The sequence below is a fragment of the Bacillus sp. JAS24-2 genome, from assembly GCF_008274905.1.
Classification (GTDB): Bacteria; Bacillota; Bacilli; order Bacillales; family Bacillaceae_G; genus Bacillus_A; species Bacillus_A cereus.
The window spans coordinates 424,572-443,078 of record NZ_CP031069.1 but is presented as its reverse complement, the minus strand read 5'-3'; the positions used below and the strand labels follow the sequence as shown (position 1 = coordinate 443,078).

Below are 18,507 nucleotides of genomic sequence, written 5' to 3'. Positions count from 1 at the left end.
TTAAATTTTATCTGAAAAGTAAATAAGAGAATATTTGGATATTGCGGTTGACATTTTTTTGAAGATGTGTAATTGTTAAATAGTACCATATAAATCCCAGAAATTAGTTGAAGGTGGCAGGAAAAATGAACGAAAAATTGATTAGCGAATTATCAAATGTACAAAAAAAACTTTATACGTACCATAAGATCTATCCTAATGATCCAGCGTATAATCTTAGTTTTTGTTATAAAATTGTTGGGGAATTCAATGTTCAAAAATTTAAATCCGTTATGGAGTTAGTTATCAATGGAAATGAGATTTTTAAAACTCATATAGTAGAAAAAGAAGGCAAACCTGTACAAGTATACGAGTCATCAAGAGAGTACGATGTAGAAATTGTTAATTTACCAGAAGAATATACAGAAAATGATTGTGATGTTCACGTGGGAGAATATATTTCTAAACAAAACATTAATTGTATTGATATTTCTAAATGGCCTCTCTATGATATTAAAATATTTAGTTCTTCTCAAAATATTTATTATTTGACAATTAATGCAGATCATATCATTGCGGATGGTTACAGTTATTTTAATTTTTTGAATGATATTATGGCTTTATATAACGATAACAAAGAGTCGGATGTATATAGTGTGGAAAATCATAAAACGTTATATTTTGATTTTGCGAATTATAAATCAAGTCCGATTAGAACACAGAAAGCAATTGATTATTTCCAAGAAGAGTTTAAAGCGTTTGATGGTCTTGAATTAAAGGAAATTAATAAGTCACGTAATGAGAATGGAATAATATCGGGGAAAAGTACGAAGTTTTCATTAAATGAAGATGTTAGTTCAGAAATTCAGTCTTATTTAAAAAAGCATAATTTTACAGATTTTAGTTTTTTTGCAGCTATATATTGTGTTTTACTTTACAAATTGACAAGACAAAATCGTATTGTGGTAGGAATACCTATTGCAAATCGTCCTAAAAAAGAATTTAAGAATATTGTAGGATATTTTGTTAATACACTGCCATTAACTGTTGATTTTGAGAAAGTTACCACTTTTGAGGAACTATGTTCTGTGATTAAAAAGAAAGTGATTTCATTAATTAGATATCAAGATTTTGATTTGAATTTACATGCGCCGGCTATTTTTGCTAAACAATCTTTACCTTTAGATTCTTTTAACAATGCTTTTACTTTTTATAAACAGCCACTATCTTTTGAATTAAAAAATTGTATGGTTACACCAATGCCATTACAAATACAAAATCTAAAATTTGCTTTTACTTGTAATGTAGAAAACTATGATTCTTTTTATGTTGTAAATGCAGAATATAATTCCTTTTTTGATCAGATTCCAATTAAGGATGTGTATGATAATATTATTAATCAGATCATTAATAGTGAAAATAGTAATATTGGTGCTCTCTCATTACTGAATGATCAATTAACAAAAGCTATTTGTATTAATTGTAATGAAAGAAAATTTAATGCAGAAGATACCATTATAGATATTTTTGAATCGAAGGCTAAACAATTCCCAAATCAGATTGCTGTTTCTTGCGATCAGGAGGAATGGACATATGAATATCTAAATATAAAATCGAATCAAATTGCTCATTATTTAAATTTATCCCTTTCGGAAGATATAAAAATGGTTGCAGTATCTTTGGAACGCTCCAATTTACTTATAGCGACAATTTTAGGAGTGTTGAAATCAGGAAGAACGTACGTTCCTATAGATGTTTCTTGTCCACAGGAAAGAATGGAATATATTTTAAACGATTTAAATAATACAGCATTAATTACAACTAAATTATTTAAAGACAAGGTATGTAATCAATCTATTGATAAGTTAATAATAGAAGAAATCTTACTTACAATTGATGAATATCCTACGTATAATCTTATGCCAACATATGATAATTCTAGTGTTGCTTATATTATTTATACATCTGGTTCTACTGGAAATCCTAAAGGTGTTATGGTTACTCATAAGAATGTAGTTAGATTATTTTTAGCAACAGATTCTAAGTTTCAATTTAACGAAACAGATTGTTGGGCTTTATTTCATTCTTATGGATTTGATTTCTCAGTATGGGAAATCTTTGGTGCGTTATTATATGGAGGAAAGTTAATTATTGTTCCAGAATGGATAACTAAAGTTCCGGATGAATTTTATAAACTGATGTTAAAGGAAAAAGTAACAGTCTTAAATCAAACACCATCATATTTTAAACATCTTATTAAAGAGGATTCTGAATATAAAGGTTCTGAAAAATTATGTTTACGCTATATTATTTTTGGGGGCGAAACACTATATTTTGAAATGTTAAGACCTTGGTTTGATAAATATGGAGACAAATATCCGAAAGTTATAAATATGTATGGTATTACTGAAACTACTGTGCATGTAACTTATTATGAAGTTTTAATGAACGATTTAAATAATAAAGCCGGTAGTATTATAGGTAAGCCTATACCGGATTTAAATGTATATATTGTTAATAATGATATGCAAGTTCAACCAATAGGAGTCCCAGGTGAAATTGTCATTGGTGGAGAGGGTGTCACAAAGGGTTACTATAATAAAAAAAGCTTAACAGATGAGAGGTTTGTAGAAAAATCAATTTATCCTAATAGAAAAGAATTTTTATATAGAAGCGGAGATCTAGGAAAAATATTACCTAGTGGACAAATAGAGTATTTAGGGAGAATTGATAAGCAAGTTCAATTACGAGGATATAGAATTGAATTAGGAGAAATTGAAACTGTTATTAATCAACACCCTTCGTATCAAGATTGTGTAGTAGATGTGCATGAATTTTCTGATGATGATAAAAGATTGGTAGCCTATGTTATAGTTAAACCGAATTCGAGTCATGTATTATATGAGCTAAAGGAATATTTAAAGGGAAGGTTGCCTGAATATATGGTTCCCTCATTATTTATGGTAATTGATAAAAAACCGTTAACAGTTAATGGAAAAGTGAATTATAAGGCACTTCCTCAGCCGATCATTAACCAAGTTTCAGTACCAATTCCAAAAATGGAAGACAAAGTAGAACTTGATATTCTTCAAATATGGAAAGATGTTCTGAAAATTGAAAATATAGGACTGGAGGACAATTTCTTTGATGTTGGTGGTACATCTCTTCATGTTGCTGAAATTTATTATAAATTAGTTGAAAAATTTAATATATCTAACTTCTCTATGGTTGATTTATTCGAATACACAAATATAAAGGAATTATCTATATATATAAAACAAAATTCGCATTTAGAAGAGAATACTAAAAAAAATAATCGTGGACTAAAAAGAAAAGAAGCACTTTTAAATAGAAAGTTAAAATAAAAATAATGTTATGGAGGAGTTTCAGAAATGTACACGGATGAAAATTTAGTAGAGATCACTGATATAGCAATTGTAGGAGTTTCTGGTAGGTTTCCGGATGCTAATACAATAGAACAATTCTTTAATAATATTAAAGACGGAAAAGAATCTATTCGTTTATTAAATGATGACGAAATAGAGAGAGCAGGAGTTTCTAAGGATTTGCTAAAAAATCCATCATATAAAAAATTTGGAGCAGTTTTGGATAATATTAAAGGATTTGATAATGAATTTTTTGGTTTTAATCCCTATGAAGCAAAAATTACTGATCCGCAACATCGTCTTTTTTTAGAATGTGTATGGGAAGCTTTAGAAGATTCTGGATATATTCCAAATAAATTTGATGGACTAATTGGTTTATATGGAAGCACGAGTATGAGCTCTTATTTATTGTCGAACCTTTTAAATAATGAGGACATCTTTAAAGATGGGATTAACTATCCATTACTTATTGCTAATGATAAAGATTATCTATGTACTAGGGCATCTTACAAACTAAATCTTCGTGGCCCTAGTATGACCGTTCAAACAGCATGTTCAAGCTCATTAGTTGCGATACATTTAGCGTGTCAAAGTCTGATTAATCAAGAGTGTGATATTGCTCTTGCAGGAGGAGTAAGTATTACAGTTCCGCAGACAACAGGTTATTTGTATAAAGAGGGTGGTATTTTATCTAAAGATGGACACTGTCGGGCCTTTGATGATAGCGCTTCAGGTACTGTTAAAGGTAATGGATGTGGAGTAATTGCTTTAAAACGATTAGAAGAAGCGTTAGAAGATAAAGATTCCATTTATGCAGTCATTAAAAGTACAGCTGTAAATAATGATGGTTCTAATAAAATTGGATTTACTGCACCAAGTGTACAAGGCCAAGCAAAAGTAATTGATGAGGCAATTTCTCTTACAGGTATTTCACCAAGTGAAATACAGTATGTAGAAACACATGGGACAGGCACTCATTTAGGTGATCCTATTGAAATAAGGGCCCTAAGTCAAGCATTTCAAGATACAGACAAGAAGCAATATTGTGCAATAGGGTCTTTAAAAACTAACATAGGTCATCTAGATGCAGCAGCGGGTGTAGCTGGTGTTATAAAAACAGCACTATGCCTTAAAAATGACGTTCTTCCAAAAAGTTTAAACTTTTCTAAAGAAAATAAACAAATTAACTTTAAGGATTCACCTTTTTATGTAAATACATCTATGCAAGATTTAAAAAATAGTGGATTAAATTATGCGGGGGTAAGCGCTTTTGGCTTAGGTGGAACAAACGGTCATGCGATTTTATCGAAGGCACCAAAGCGCTCAAAAATAAGTGGGAAATTAGAAAATCAGATTTTAATTTTATCGGGTAGAAGTCCTAAAGTAGTAAAACAAATGAGAGAAAATTTATATGATTTTCTTGGTGAGAATGCTAATGTTTCCCTGTCGGATACCGCATATACATTAGCATTAGGAAGAGAGGAATTTGCATATAGAAGCTTTGTTGTCGGAAAAACAAAATCTGAGATTATGGAAAAACTTTTGGATTCTTCAGGGAATTGTGAAGGGGAGAAAGTAGATAAATTAAATTGCTTATGGAATCTATCTGATTTTCAAACAAAAGAGTTTTATAAAGAGATGTACAATAATATTCCGTATTTTAAAACTTTATTAGATACTATTTCGTCAGAGATTTCAGAGGTATTTGGGATTGTAATTAATTCCAATCAAATATTGAATATAAATGAATGGAATGATGATTCACTTAGTAGTGAACAAAAAAAGGTTTTAAGTGATTTTGCAAATATGTATGGATATACGCAATTTATGAAAAAAATAGGCATCAATCCCGATTCTATATATTGTCATAACAGAGTGCAAGATTATGTAGCTGCGTGTATTTCAGGAGCATTTGTCATAAAGGACGCTCTTAAAATGTTAAGAAAAATTTTATTAAATGAGAAAATAGATGTAAATGATATTAAGTATTCTAAACCTGCTATTTCAATAATATCTTCTAATGGATTAGAGTTAAATGAGATGTCACAAAATATTGACTTTTGGAGCGAGATCTTTAAAAACAACTTGGAATACACTGAGGTAATCAATGAAAATGCATTTATAATAAATTTTGATACTTTATCTACCATTTATAAAGGGAGAAAAGTAAAACATACTAATGAGGAGAATTATAATTCTTTATTGAGATTAATAGGTGAGTGTTGGTCTTATGGTTTTACAGTAAATTGGAAAATTTTATTTGAAAAGAAAGAAGCGGGCAGAATTTCTCTTCCAACTTATCCATTTGACAGAAAAATTTTCTGGGTAGAATCGACTAAACAGCGTGCAACTTTAGAAACAAATATTAAAGATAATAAATTGAATAATGAGGATATCGAGACAATTAGACAAAATATATCTAATATTTGGGTTAAGAATTTAGAAGAGGATTCTATAGCCTATGATGATGATTATTATGAAATAGGTGGAGATTCTTTAACAGCTGTTGAAATTGTGTCTGAAATTAGAGATGTTTTTAATATTGAAATTTCAATTGATGATTTTATCGAATACGCAACTATAGACCAACTTGCTAGTTTTATAAAAAAACAACTGGATAAAACTAAGTCATTACTTGAACCTTCATCAAAAATTATTACCAGAGTAAAGAAAGGAGTTACAGATAAAAATATTTTTCTTGTACATCCAGCAGGTGGAACGGTGTTCTGTTATCGTGATCTAGCTCAATATTTAGATGAGGAGATATCAATATATGGGATCCAATTCCCATACAAATCCTTAGAAGAAAAAGAGTTATCTTTAGAGGAACTTGCAGGATTATATATAAAAGAGATTAAAAAAGTTCAAGCATATGGACCATATACAATTGGCGGTTATTCTTTTGGTGGAAATGTTGCATTAGAGATGGCATTACAGTTGGAACAGGCTGGAGAAAAGGTAGAAAGCATTGTTATGTTTGATAGCCATCCACCTCATGCATATAATCAATCACCATTAAGTGATATACAATACATTGAAGCATTTCCTTATATAGTGGATATGTATTTTAATCAAACAAATGCTTTGCAATTAAAAGAAAATGAAAAATATGCTTCAAATAGCTTACAAGAAACTATTAGGAAAATGAAAAGTGATAATAAGCTTCCATCTACTATTAATGAAAATGAATTAATTCACTTTTATTCGATCTGGACATATAATCATTCAATGCTAAAACAATATCATCCGAAAGGAGTTTTTAAGGGAGATATTATAATGTTTAAAGCTCTACAAACTGAAAACCCTGTTGTATTAGATTTATTAAAAATTAAATATATCGAAAAAGAGCAATGGAATAAATATATTAAGGGTAGATGTACAATGCAAGAGGTTCCAGGGGATCATTATACTATGTTTGGAAATAAAGAGAATTGTAGAGAACTTGCGTTACATTTTCAACAATTTTTACAATTACAATATACCATTTAAAGGAGAGAGGATATATGGTATATAAAACGATCTACAAGTTTGTTTGGATACTTCCTATTATTTTCGCGTTACATAATATGGAAGAATATTTATTCTTACCTTTGATGAGAGAAGTTTTAGATAATAAGGTAGGAAAAGGATTCTATGAACCCAATGTTTTTTTAATTGCCATTGTATTATTAACTGTTTTTGTAACAATAATCGTGATTCTGTATTATTTTTATAAAACCAGATTATTAGAACGATTAATAATGTTAGCATTGGCAATTATCTTTGCAAATGGGATTATGCACACTATTTCAAGCATTATATTTTTGAAATATATGCCAGGTGTCGTGACATCAGTCTTATTAATACTACCATATTCCATTTGGATGATTAGTTTATTAAAAATTAGAGAAGGTCTTCAATTAAAAAAGGGGTTATTATTTTTTATAATTAGCTGGATTCTTATGTATCCGATTATTGTTTTATCTTTATTAACAGCTAAAGGAATTAGTGCATTATTTTAAAATAAAAATTAAAGGGAGAATGAAATATGTCAGCAACAATTATCCAAGGAAAAGAAGTACAGTTACCTATATTACAAAAATTACAAACAGAAGTGCTAGAACTTCAAAGAAATAATATTATTCCAGGTATAGCAATTATCAAAGTTAATGGTGGAGAATTATTAACAGATACTAATTTTAGTTTGCATGTAAATTTGGCAAAAAAATTAGGTTACATGGTAAAAGAAGATGTTTTACCATGTAGTATTACAGAAGAGGAGCTTATAAAAGTAATTGAAAAATATAATTATGATGACAGTATCCATGGTATTATTGTTTTAATTCCCTTACCGGATCATATTAATGTAGTAAATGTGATTAACTCAATCAGTCCTAACAAAGAAATTGAAGGATTGCATCCTTATAATGCTTCGGGATTATTTCCTACTAGTAATTCGGAGATAAATGTGCCTATGTGTGTGCCACATGCTGTGTTAGAAGTGTTAAGTTATTACGGAATTAGTTTAGAGAAAGCTAATGTTGTAATTTTGATGGATTGGACTTTTCTTTCATCAAACCCTATTGCAAATATGGTTGCAAGAATAGGGGCGGTTACTATTCTACCTTCTGAAGCACCTATAAAAATTATTAATACAAAAACAGAAAATATAAAAGAACATTGTAAAGAAGCAGATTTATTAATTGTATCAACAGAGCAAGTAGATTTTGTTAAAGAGGATTGGGTAAAACCAGGAGCATGTGTAATAGATTTTAACCCTGTTCAAGTAGGAATAAAAGAAAGTATCGTTCATCCAGGTAAAAAATTACCTATTTTAAAGGGTGGTGTGGATGTAGAGAGCGTACAAAAGGTAGCGAAATGGGTATCACCAGTAGCGGGTGGTGTAGGTCCAGTAATGTTAGCTATGTTGATGAGAAATGTATTACTTTCCTGTAAGAGAAAAAACTTCCAAATGGAAACTAGTATGCAATAAAGAAGTTAATGAATTAAACAATATATTGAAATTTGTTAAGCCCTATCATCTTAGTATTAAGTTGATAGGGTTATTTTAGCAGAGTGCAGCGTAAGCTGTTATTTAAAAAGGGAAAACATTGACGAGATAAAGGGCATCATTCTAATAAGAATGGTGCCCTAATCATGTTATACATTACAAGTGTCGTATATGTTAAAGAATCATAAGTTAGCAAAAGCAACTAGTGAAGTAACATGGTCGTAATTTCGATCTATGTTAGAATACAAAGCAAAATGGTATGGCAAACAAGTCATTGTCGGATCGAAAACATTTGCTTCCAGCCAATTATGTTCTTTTTGTGGATAGTTCAAAAATATAATCTTCTATTTTTCGTATTACACTCTCTATAGACCTATTTCTCTAAATGCAGAACGCACTGTTTGTGTAGTACCAAAAGGAACATCTCCATTTTTCGTAAGTATTTGAGCGATTCTGACCAATACTTTTACAGCATCTTTAAAGTTGGCAGTTGGCCATAGATTCTGTAATGCCTGGTACCATAGCTTTGCAGCCTTATCAGTGCCAATGTCCATAGAAACCAAATAGAAAACTCTATTAAAGATACCACTATTAATATGAACCCTATTATTATCAGAACATCCGTCATAATAGTTTTTCATATGATCCGGTTGTGGATCTGTTACCATTAATGGGTTATCAAATGCTGTTCCAGGTGCTTTCATAGATCGTAATGCCTCACCAAATAAACTAGGGCCCATAATATCATTACCTATTAACCAATCTGCGTCGTGAGCTGTTTGACCATTTGAATGTTGTTTAATAGCGGTGCCAAAAACATCAGAGAAATGTTCATTTCAAGCACCAGATTGACAAGAATATTCTAGATTTGCAGTGTATTGTGTTACTCCATGTGCTAATTCATGACCAATTACATCTTTAGAATTAGCAAAATTAATAAAGAGGTTACCATCCCCATCACCAAAAGTCATTTCATCCCATCCTAAAAGGCGTTTAGAAAGTTAGTACCATAGTGTACATTTAAAATTAAATCTAAGCCCCGATTATCAATGGAATCTTGATTTAAAACGTTTTTAAAATAATCGCGTACAATACCAGAGTACTCATATACTTTATTAACTATGTCATCTTGAGTATCAGATTCTCCTTCAGAGCGAACTAATTTTATTCGTTGTACCCATTTATTTTGGCAATCATATATTTCACGTCTAGATGCGCTGATTGTAATGCTACAGTTGTATTATCAGTAAAACCTGCTTCTAATTCTGTTACATGAATCGTTTTTTGTTTTCTTTTTGTACGACTGTCTTTACTCTCTTTAATGCTCATTTGTGATTCGTCTACGCCAGCTCTTGCCATATGGGCTAGGATAGATGGGGAATAAAACTACATTTAACTCCCTTGTGATTTTGACACATATAAAACACTCCTTTTTATTTAAGATTCAGCCCCCAGTATCTCCTGAAAATAAAGGAATATACCTGTTTGAATAATCAGTTATACATTTCTCGAAAAATAGATTAGGATAAAAATTAATACAGTGATGGAAAGTATAAGTGTTTACTATTAGAAAATCTAAATTAAAAATTGACTTTGTTAAGTCACATATGAATATAAAAATTAAAAAAGGGTGAGTATATATGTTGATATGCCCTATCAATATAAATTGGAGGAAAGAATAATGCATGAAAAAAAGATTTATATTATTCACCATGGTAAAGCGGAAGATAATGATTTCGATTGTTCATTAACATTGGAGGGAAGGGAAAAAGTAGAAAATATGGTAGTATATCTTCTGCAAACAGAAGATATAAAAACATGCAAAATAATGTCTAGTGAATATAAAAGGGCTGTGGAAACAGCAGAAATTTTTGATAAACATTTAAATTTGGGTTTTTGTAAAGATTCGAGATTAAATGAAATTAATATTGGAAGTAGTAAAGAAAATTTGAAGGAAGAACTAAAGAAACGATTTGAATGTGTAAATTCAAAATTTGAAGGTGGAGAATCGATTCAGCAAGTTATGGAACGAACGCATCAAGTGATAAAGGACATAATAAATGAAAATAATAAAAATAATTATATTTTAGTAACACACAGAATTACCACTTTACTCTTATTACATTATTTTGATAAGCAATTTGACTTTGATAAAACATGGGAAATAGCTTCACCAGATGCGTATTTAATAAAAATAAGTGAAGAGAGATTCAAAGTTGAACGTATAAAAATATGAATATACAAATTTGGTTTATAGGTGTCTATATAGCCGTAAAACATTTTAGTAATAGTTAACTTATTTTTGTAATAAAGCGATTATATTTATCGGCATTACGTAATTATTTGAAAATCTTTCAGGAGGTATATAAATGAATTATCCTTTTGAAAATTTAGTTTTTGAGGGGGGGGGAATCAAAGGTATTGGATATGTAGGAGCTTTAGAATATTTAGAAACTGTAAAAATATATTATCAAGCATTGAAAGATTTGGAGATATGTCTGCAGGAGCAATTACAGCTACTCAGTTCAGGATTTAAAAGAGAAATTAATAACAATCTGGCAAACAGGCAGGGAAAGAATTCTTCCAAACATATGATGAACCAAACAATCAAAGTATAAAATAAAGTTAGTATGGAAGCTTGAAAAATTTCATTTTGACGTGGTGTTATTTACTTTTATGACACAATCCCAGCTTTTGAAGTATCAACTAAACCGAATCCAGCTTTGCGATATCCGAAATCTTGTTGAGTGGGATTTTTTGTTCCGGTTACTCTTTCATTGCAGCTCTTGCAGGTATATAATATTAAATTATTTTCTGGCTATGTGGAAAAAGATAAATGAGTTTGGATCTAATCAACAGTTAATTCTTGCTTATCCTAAATGACTAAATTAAAAAAGAATGAAAATAGGGTATAGTTAATAGAAGGAAACAGTCTTGCATTTCAATCTATATGAAAATAACTAGCAGATATTGTTACTTGCTTTTCCAAGAAACAACATACCTCTTCACAATTGAATCTTAAACGTACAAAAGTCTGTTTTTATAAGGGTTTCTTTCATTAAAAGCATTAGATACAAGGATATAGTCTAAAACATTACCAAGTTTATTATAATAATATGTTGGAATCCTTTTTTGTCCAGTAGGGTTAGGTGCTATATCAAAAGCATCATAAATTGTGTAACTATATATACTTTGTTTTTCTTGTGATGTAAGCTTATTATAGGGTATTCCATTTATTTCATACACTCGTTCTCTATTTGTTAACGCTTCTAAAGGAATTGAATGTTCATCATCATTTAAGTCACCTAGTATTACAATTGGACTACGGTTATGCGTTTGTAATACGTTTGTTACGTCATAATATAAAATTGTTGTTTCTAAACCTCTCTGTAATAAGGAGGCTATATGTCCTTGGGATCTGCTTCTTAGTGTGTCCAATACAATTTTATCCCACGCTTCGTTAGGTATAAAATCGGGAGTTTTAATTACGGGACGCTTAGATTTTAAGTGAGCCACATAAAAAATAATGTCTCCAATATCTTGAATATTTATTTTTGCTTTGATTGGTGTTCGACTAAATTTAAAATCATGTGTTATAGGGAGATCGTCTCTAGTGAAAGGTGCGACTATTACTGGATCTACAGAAGTAATAGGGTATTTTGAACCAATTGCAACTACAGGAGAGGTATATACTGTATTATTTGCTGGATCTGTAGTTAGCATCTCAACTGTTGAGAAATAAGTAAATCCAGCCGCTTTAATTAATTCTCTTAGAGCATCGACACTAAATACTTCTTGAAAACCTATAACATCACAGTTCATATTTAAAAGTTGGTCTTTTATCCATTTCTTCTTACTTTCCCATGCTTCGCTTGAATAAACTGAACCAGGCTTATACCATGCCATGGGTGGTTTGGAAAATTGATATAAGTTAAATGTTCCACAACGAATTTGCATAATTTTCTCCTAAATTTATTTTTAAATCTTAACTACAATATGATTTTGTATTCTTAGCTATAGATTGTAATTAATAGCATGTTTTTATTTATCCTTTTTTAACATAGGATTTCTTCTTTAAAATGTGAAGGGGTAAAAAACCTATTTTAGCGGAGAGATGAATCTTGGTAGGCATAAGCCTACATGTAATTTAAGAAATTGAGTGTCTTCAATTAGAAATTTTCTGATATAGTGGTGTAGTATAAGAATTCTTAAGGTAGCTCTTAAGAGTAGAGTGCATTTATATTAAAAAAATCTTGATATGAAAATCTAAATTGTATAATATATAGGTATATTATTATTGCGTTTAATTTTGTTTATTCCCACACCTTATGTGTTGTGGTTGAGTTGTAGAAGCAAGTTTTGTTCTTGTTTCAATTGTGAAAGGGCTTCTTTGAGCCGATTAGTGCACATATAGCTTGTTTTGCTATGCACATTTTTAATCGACTTGAAGAAGCCTTTTTTTGTTGTTTTCAAGTTTGCAGGTGGGGTTATTTATGATTCATAACATAACAAGATGAAAAGAGATAATGTTTGAATAGTATTAGTTGATCCAAAGAGTAATCTAAAGAGCCGAATGATATATTTACTGATATAGATAAGTTAGCGGAGAGTACGATTGAAGAACTACGATTTTAATCATGTGAAGGTAGTTTATACAGGGGAAAAGGAAGAACTAAGTGATAGGAATACTTGGATCTTCCTTTTTTATTGCAACTAGAGATTTAGAATGAATGATTATACATATAAAAATGATTTAGCGGAAAAATTTCATTTAATTTCAATGAATAGAAGAAAAAGTAAAAAAATCATAAAGGGCTAGTTGAAGTACGATTCATTTGCATAATCGAGAGGGGAAATGTATTGGTGAAACGTCTTGTTGCTTGCTGACCAAGAGAATGCAGACTGATTAGTGGAGAGTAAGAGCGTATTACTACTCTTATAAAGGAAATTACATTGTCAGTGTTTACAATTTATTTGTTACATCGGTCTAAAAGAATTTGGATGGAGAAGTAAATGCTAAGTGAGAACATGAACGGTATTTTTAGAACTTGAACAATTGTGATTGCACCAATAATAGAAATTGTTCTTTTTGTTAAATAGTGAAAATTAGAAGCAGAAGAGATAAAAGCGTTAAAGTGGACTGAAAAAGAACAAGGACTAACATTAGTTATAAACATATCTAATAAGAAGTACTATCGGATTTATACAGAAGGAGGAATATTACTAGAAAATATATGAATGTATGTAAAATTTGAGGTGAATCTACCCAATTTCTATACATTAGTTGAATGAAATAATAGATAACTCAGGATTATCTAACATCCATTTCTCAGTTGAATTTTCTTAGATAAATAGCATGAAATATAGTATGTTCTCACTCATTTTTATAAGGATAAAATGTCATTTTATTTTTATAAAAATGAGTGAAACAGAACGATTCACCATATAAGAATATTCGACTATAATGAAACATTGTACGTCATTGTAATATTAAGATGTTTTAAGATTAAAGTGATTATTAGTCATAAAATATGAGTTTCGAGACCTCAGCAAAATATTGCAATGCTTTATATACATGAGATTGTAAAAATTATTTTATTAAAATTACTGGAGGCTGATGAAATATGATAATAGATCATATAAGCAACAATGTAGTAAAAAAATTGGAACAAACGGTGCGCTATGAAAAGAAACAGGTACAGGTATTACGTGTAAGTAAAAGTAGTTCTAATATGCACGCTTACATGATTTTCCCAGAATTCTCAGAGGTTAAAATTTCAAATACCGAACTGGATGAGTATATAGAAAATCTTTCAACAAGTCTGAAATATGTTATTGACCGCAAGTTAAATCAGCAAGAAATTGAAAAACAAAATCATTCTTTCATTATGACGTGCGCAGTTGAGGAAGATGGTGTTATAGATGATGAAACGATTCATTTTAATACGACGTATGTTAAGCCACCTACACTTGCGAGTAAGGTATTTAAGCTAGTGTGCGGTTTAGGAAATCGTTTGAATAGCTTAAAGGAGTTACATATAACAGTATTAAATAATAATATTAATCGAATTGAAATAGAGTTTTATAATGAAAATGAAACATATGTAGCAGTAGAAAAAGAAGAAATTGCAAATGCGATTATGGGGGCATATACAAAAGCCAATATCTATTATTCCGCAGATCTCCGTTATGTTGCAGAAGGAAATGAAATCAAATTAAAGAGCATAAAGCCAAAATTAGCGGGTGATGTGTTGTGAAGCGAGAAAAAGGGATGATTGGAGTTTTATGTATATTTGTTTTTATGATTCTAGTACTCATACCTTTACATACAGCTCATGCATCTGTAAAAGTGGATTTTAATGAATTGAAAGGAAATGATGTTTCTTCATCTTTTAAAGAAGGATTAAACAATCGAACAAAAACGACAGAGAAAGACGATTCATTTGGGTCATCAATTATACAAAAAGTTGAGGGTATGTATGCACCAGCTTTTAAAGTAGGGGTAAATATCTTTTCTATCTCTTTCATATTAGGTGTTATTGTCATGGTTATGGCGTTAATTACAAAGAATGGTCAATGGATGAAATGGGCAACGGGGAGTATGATTTTCTCGTTCGTTAGTATGATGGCAATGAGATTAAGTGTATATTTCTTATTTAGTTCGGATGTATTTTCGTTTATGAACATTTTTACAGATTTTTTAGACCTGTTTAAATCAACAGCACTTATTTTTACACCCTTTATGTTAATTGCAGGAATTCGTTTACGAAGAATTCATGAGAGTACAAAACAACCTGAGTATTATCGTTGGTCTAATCGCGTTATAACGGGATCTTGTTTACTATGTATGTTAGCCGTACTGGCTCCATGGTTATTTGCGAATATGTAAAGAAACATATATAGATGCAAAAGGTACTGAATGTTCATTCAGTACCTTTTATCTACCCATCTGATTTTTCCTTTCGTATTCTGCAAATATCTCCTCTGATATAGGGGATAATTCGTTCGATTTTTAATTGTTTTTTGTTGTAAAGGATTTCCTTTTGTAGAATGAACACTCCTTGTAGTAGAGCTGGTATGCCTACAAAACAGACGAGGAAGATAGAAACTAAAATAATATTTTACTTAGAAAAGTATTTCTCGTGTTTAAAAATGACTTAATTTATTTTGAAAGGATTGCTTGTTTTGAAAAGAAATCAAGAATATGCCGCTTTACGAAATTCTATCTTGATAGGTTGGCTGCTCATAATTATCACTATGGGCCTATCTATCTATTTTTCTTCTATTATATATTTACTAATTGGATGTTTCATTTTGTCATTAAAATACGGATTAATGGGCACTATAAAGAATGTAGAAAAGCGTTTGCCAACTTGGGCTAATTTTGGAGTAATTGAAAAGCCAGTGAATCGGAGGGTGACAAGACCGTTTCAATTTCGGGGCGGACTCATTGTTTCATTAGCATTAGGATTCATAGAGATGGTGATAAAAGGTTTATGTATCTCATATTATATTTTAGGATTAGAAACTCATGTATATCGTTTAATGCGTAGAAACACAAGAGTGTGAAAGGAAGGCTTATATTATGAAAGTACTAATATTTGAATTAATTCTAATTGTGCTTCTAATACCGATTAATATTATGGTAAAAAAACATGCACCAAAATGGAAAGGGAAAGCCGGAGAAAAGATGGTAAAACGTATATTAAGCAAATTAGATCACGAAAGGTATTGGGTGTTACATGATGTGACGGTTTATACAGAGTATGGTGATACAACTCAAATTGACCATATTGTAATCGCGGAAACAGGTATATTTGTTATAGAGACGAAGAACTATGAGGGCCGGATCTATGGAAGTGAGAAGGCAGCAAGATGGACACAAGGTATTTTTAGAAAGAAACACTCTTTTCAAAATCCATTTCGCCAAAACTTTAAACATATGAAAGCAATTGAATGGGTGATGGATCAACAGCTGCCATGTACTTCTATTGCTGCGTTTCATTCAAAATGCAGTCTAAAAAGAGTAAATGTTCATTCTAAACATAAACATGTCCTATATTATAACGATCTAAAGAAATGCATCGAATCCTATACAGACCTGCAACTTACAAATGACGAGATTCAGCATATCTATCAAACAATATTGCGAGCGAATATTACGGATAAGGATATTGAAAAGAAACATGTAAAATATGCGCAAAATAAGTTCGCAAAACAATAAGAAATGGAGAAAGGAACAATGTTATATGTAATAGGGTTTATTGTAATCTCTGTAGTAACTATTCGTCTTAATATGAAGTATTACAAACTAAAAGGAAAACCAAAAGATTTTGTGATGAAGAAAAATAAGTGAGTTTACTATATAACTTTTAATGTAGAATAAGACGAAAAAGAACAGGCACATAAATAAGTGCCTGTTCTTCGACTTAATAACCAATTTAGTTTTAACAGTATGTATATGGACAATCATCCAAACACAATCCTAACGTCAAGACTTAAAATTAAAAGACCTATAAATATTAGATAGGACTAATATCTGTAGGTCAGCATTGTTTCATCTATGTTCTTTTTATAGTAACTAGGTTTTCTTGTTTTTTTTATGATCCCAATCCAGTTGAATTTTGAATGGTTTTCCTTCAAAAAACAAGGGAACTCAAATTGATTTTTGCATAGGAAGATTGAATTTTTAAAAAATAATACTCAATTAATAATTATTCTTATTTTATTTTGAAAAAGCTCAGCTTACTTTTGAAAACTTCCCAACATGACAGAGGATTATAATAAAAACGGTAATATAGTATTATTTTTTGTAGGACCTACTTTATAATATATTTAAATAAAAAAGACTTTCTTTATGCCCCATGTCTATTAAATTAATTCTTTTTTTAAAAAAAGTTGAAGATTTTTTATATTGTCTTTTTTTGAAATAGAAATCCCCTAATTCATTAGCAATTTTACAAGCCTCTTCTATGAAATTATTTATAATAAAAAAATCTAAACATTTACTTTTTATTTTTGTGTATTCGCTTTCATTTTGGTTGCGTAAATTTAAATTAGCCTTTTGAGATTCCAACAAGAAATATTGTTTGTCATTTAATACATAAGAATTTAATTTATTTATTAAATACGAAGCTTTCTTGACTTCGTTAATTCTTAAATAGCATTTTATTAAAGATATTAGTGTAAGGAACTTATTAGTATTATTTATGTCAGGATCATCAACATCTATTTTTTTTAACGTATCGATAGCTAAATTTATTTTTCCTAGTTCTATATAGAGTATTCCTAGATTATGTAAGGCTGTATTCTTTAGTTTTGTATTTTGTAATATATTTGATATTCTTAATGCTTCATTAAAATTGAATAAACTTTCTTTAGTTTGAAAGATTCTTAAGTTTAGTACCCCTATAAAATTGCAAATTTGCCCTATAACTCCAAAGTCAGCGGTTTCTCCAGCCAGACTTCGGGATTGGTAGGCATAATCTAATGCTTCAATATATCTATTTTGTTGATACTCGTTTTTAGCAATACACATAAGTATAAAGGGTTTATCGGTTTTATATTGTGTCAAAGATAATAATTTTTTTAGGTAGTTGTTGCTTTTTTCTAAATTATTATTTTTTCTATCCATAAAAGCAAAAAAACATAAAGCTGAGAATTGTAGCGTATAGGGTAATTCATTATAGTTTTCCTTTATTATTTTTTCAAAATATATAATATGTGAATTATAAACCTCATCCAGATCTGTATTATTGTTAGTTATGAAATCCAGATATCCTTTTAATAGATAGTATGAAAGTTCAAGTTCTATTGAGTTAATAGGGGGATTTATTTTTGAAATAATGCTTATTGCCTTTTTAGGATTAATAAATAAATACTGGGACACTATATCTAATTTGTTTTGGATATCATCATCTATATAATTCGACTTAGTTAAATAACTAGTATCAACATTTAGAGCTTTTGCTAAAAGAATCAAGGTTTCTTCACTCATGACATACCTATTATTTTCAAAATTACTTAAGTGACTTATAGAAATTATTCCTTTTGCTAATTCTTTTTGAGAGATATTATTTTGATTTCTTAATGAAGCAACCCTGCAACCTAAAAACATGACATACCTCCTAGATTATATAAAAATCTAATACT

Annotated in this window: 16 protein-coding genes and 2 pseudogenes; 11 read left to right on the top strand and 7 right to left on the bottom strand. The window is 29.9% G+C overall.

The features are described from left to right. Window positions 1-125: 125 nt before the first annotated feature. From DN407_RS29155 to DN407_RS29135, 5 genes and pseudogenes are all read left to right on the top strand, one after another. A complete protein-coding gene (locus DN407_RS29155; protein WP_149216993.1) occupies window positions 126-3,344 on the top strand; it encodes a non-ribosomal peptide synthetase in 3,219 nt (1,072 codons plus the stop codon). A 27-nt stretch (window positions 3,345-3,371) separates the two neighbouring features. After that, window positions 3,372-6,854, top strand: coding sequence for a type I polyketide synthase (locus DN407_RS29150; protein WP_149216992.1), 3,483 nt, complete (start codon window positions 3,372-3,374; stop codon window positions 6,852-6,854). Window positions 6,855-6,868: 14 nt separating this feature from the next. Next, a complete protein-coding gene (locus DN407_RS29145; protein ID WP_149216991.1) occupies window positions 6,869-7,366 on the top strand; it encodes an HXXEE domain-containing protein in 498 nt (165 codons plus the stop codon). Between the two features lie 26 nt (window positions 7,367-7,392). Beyond that, entirely contained in the window at window positions 7,393-8,337 is a 945-nt protein-coding gene (locus DN407_RS29140) for a tetrahydrofolate dehydrogenase/cyclohydrolase catalytic domain-containing protein (RefSeq protein WP_149216990.1), read from the top strand. Between the two features lie 174 nt (window positions 8,338-8,511). After that, window positions 8,512-8,679 (top strand): annotated as a pseudogene (locus tag DN407_RS29135) (zinc ribbon domain-containing protein); the annotation flags it as partial. A gap of 41 nt (window positions 8,680-8,720) precedes the next feature. On the opposite strand, the gene DN407_RS33025 reads toward DN407_RS29135, so the two are convergent. The 4 genes from DN407_RS33025 to DN407_RS33010 are packed head-to-tail and all read right to left on the bottom strand — an operon-like array spanning window position 8,721 to window position 9,684. Beyond that, on the bottom strand, window positions 8,721-9,158 hold the full coding sequence (locus DN407_RS33025; protein WP_255446550.1) for a M4 family metallopeptidase: 438 nt from the start codon (window positions 9,156-9,158) through the stop codon (window positions 8,721-8,723). Window positions 9,159-9,191: 33 nt separating this feature from the next. Next, window positions 9,192-9,326 (bottom strand): hypothetical protein, encoded by a 135-nt coding sequence (locus tag DN407_RS33020; RefSeq protein ID WP_255446531.1) that lies wholly within the window; start codon window positions 9,324-9,326, stop codon window positions 9,192-9,194. Window positions 9,327-9,337: 11 nt separating this feature from the next. Further along, on the bottom strand, window positions 9,338-9,523 hold the full coding sequence (locus DN407_RS33015) for a gluzincin family metallopeptidase (protein ID WP_255446549.1): 186 nt from the start codon (window positions 9,521-9,523) through the stop codon (window positions 9,338-9,340). Beyond that, window positions 9,520-9,684: a hypothetical protein gene (locus DN407_RS33010; protein WP_255446530.1), complete on the bottom strand. Its 165-nt coding sequence runs from the start codon at window positions 9,682-9,684 to the stop codon at window positions 9,520-9,522. The genes DN407_RS33015 and DN407_RS33010 overlap by 4 nt, the downstream gene beginning before the upstream one ends. A gap of 352 nt (window positions 9,685-10,036) precedes the next feature. Between DN407_RS33010 and DN407_RS29125 the strand changes: the two genes are divergently transcribed. Then, complete coding sequence (locus tag DN407_RS29125; protein WP_149216989.1) at window positions 10,037-10,591, top strand: histidine phosphatase family protein; 555 nt, start codon at window positions 10,037-10,039, stop codon at window positions 10,589-10,591. Between the two features lie 133 nt (window positions 10,592-10,724). After that, window positions 10,725-10,973, top strand: coding sequence for a hypothetical protein (locus tag DN407_RS31850; protein ID WP_179955826.1), 249 nt, complete (start codon window positions 10,725-10,727; stop codon window positions 10,971-10,973). Between the two features lie 400 nt (window positions 10,974-11,373). Here the strand turns inward: DN407_RS31850 and DN407_RS29115 are convergent, their stop codons facing one another. Further along, on the bottom strand, window positions 11,374-12,312 hold the full coding sequence (locus DN407_RS29115; RefSeq protein WP_255446529.1) for an endonuclease/exonuclease/phosphatase family protein: 939 nt from the start codon (window positions 12,310-12,312) through the stop codon (window positions 11,374-11,376). A gap of 1,667 nt (window positions 12,313-13,979) precedes the next feature. Between DN407_RS29115 and DN407_RS29110 the strand changes: the two genes are divergently transcribed. After that, window positions 13,980-14,612: a hypothetical protein gene (locus DN407_RS29110; RefSeq protein WP_000582596.1), complete on the top strand. Its 633-nt coding sequence runs from the start codon at window positions 13,980-13,982 to the stop codon at window positions 14,610-14,612. Next, window positions 14,609-15,244, top strand: a complete 636-nt coding sequence (locus DN407_RS29105) for a hypothetical protein (protein ID WP_149216988.1) — start codon at window positions 14,609-14,611, stop codon at window positions 15,242-15,244. Before DN407_RS29110 ends, DN407_RS29105 begins: the two co-directional genes overlap by 4 nt. A gap of 48 nt (window positions 15,245-15,292) precedes the next feature. On the opposite strand, the pseudogene DN407_RS32440 reads toward DN407_RS29105, so the two are convergent. Then, a pseudogene (locus DN407_RS32440) lies at window positions 15,293-15,497 on the bottom strand (hypothetical protein); the annotation flags it as partial. Between the two features lie 43 nt (window positions 15,498-15,540). Between DN407_RS32440 and DN407_RS29095 the strand changes: the two are divergent. After that, entirely contained in the window at window positions 15,541-15,924 is a 384-nt protein-coding gene (locus DN407_RS29095; RefSeq protein WP_098664749.1) for a hypothetical protein, read from the top strand. Window positions 15,925-15,940: 16 nt separating this feature from the next. Further along, window positions 15,941-16,579 (top strand): nuclease-related domain-containing protein, encoded by a 639-nt coding sequence (locus tag DN407_RS29090; RefSeq protein WP_131250480.1) that lies wholly within the window; start codon window positions 15,941-15,943, stop codon window positions 16,577-16,579. Window positions 16,580-17,179: 600 nt separating this feature from the next. Here the strand turns inward: DN407_RS29090 and DN407_RS29080 are convergent. Beyond that, window positions 17,180-18,472: a helix-turn-helix domain-containing protein gene (locus tag DN407_RS29080; protein ID WP_149216987.1), complete on the bottom strand. Its 1,293-nt coding sequence runs from the start codon at window positions 18,470-18,472 to the stop codon at window positions 17,180-17,182. Window positions 18,473-18,507: the final 35 nt, after the last annotated feature.

What these genes read in the sequence shown, in the direction of transcription:
- DN407_RS29155 (WP_149216993.1), top strand. Translation starts at nt 126, where the DNA reads ATGAACGAAAAATTGATTAGCGAATTATCAAATGTACAAAAAAAACTT.
- DN407_RS29150 (WP_149216992.1), top strand. Translation starts at nt 3,372, where the DNA reads ATGTACACGGATGAAAATTTAGTAGAGATCACTGATATAGCAATTGTA.
- DN407_RS29145 (WP_149216991.1), top strand. Translation starts at nt 6,869, where the DNA reads ATGGTATATAAAACGATCTACAAGTTTGTTTGGATACTTCCTATTATT.
- DN407_RS29140 (WP_149216990.1), top strand. Translation starts at nt 7,393, where the DNA reads ATGTCAGCAACAATTATCCAAGGAAAAGAAGTACAGTTACCTATATTA.
- DN407_RS33020 (WP_255446531.1), bottom strand. Translation starts at nt 9,326, where the DNA reads ATGACTTTTGGTGATGGGGATGGTAACCTCTTTATTAATTTTGCTAAT.
- DN407_RS33010 (WP_255446530.1), bottom strand. Translation starts at nt 9,684, where the DNA reads ATGAGCATTAAAGAGAGTAAAGACAGTCGTACAAAAAGAAAACAAAAA.
- DN407_RS29125 (WP_149216989.1), top strand. Translation starts at nt 10,037, where the DNA reads ATGCATGAAAAAAAGATTTATATTATTCACCATGGTAAAGCGGAAGAT.
- DN407_RS31850 (WP_179955826.1), top strand. Translation starts at nt 10,725, where the DNA reads ATGAATTATCCTTTTGAAAATTTAGTTTTTGAGGGGGGGGGAATCAAA.
- DN407_RS29115 (WP_255446529.1), bottom strand. Translation starts at nt 12,312, where the DNA reads ATGCAAATTCGTTGTGGAACATTTAACTTATATCAATTTTCCAAACCA.
- DN407_RS29110 (WP_000582596.1), top strand. Translation starts at nt 13,980, where the DNA reads ATGATAATAGATCATATAAGCAACAATGTAGTAAAAAAATTGGAACAA.
- DN407_RS29090 (WP_131250480.1), top strand. Translation starts at nt 15,941, where the DNA reads ATGAAAGTACTAATATTTGAATTAATTCTAATTGTGCTTCTAATACCG.
- DN407_RS29080 (WP_149216987.1), bottom strand. Translation starts at nt 18,472, where the DNA reads ATGTTTTTAGGTTGCAGGGTTGCTTCATTAAGAAATCAAAATAATATC.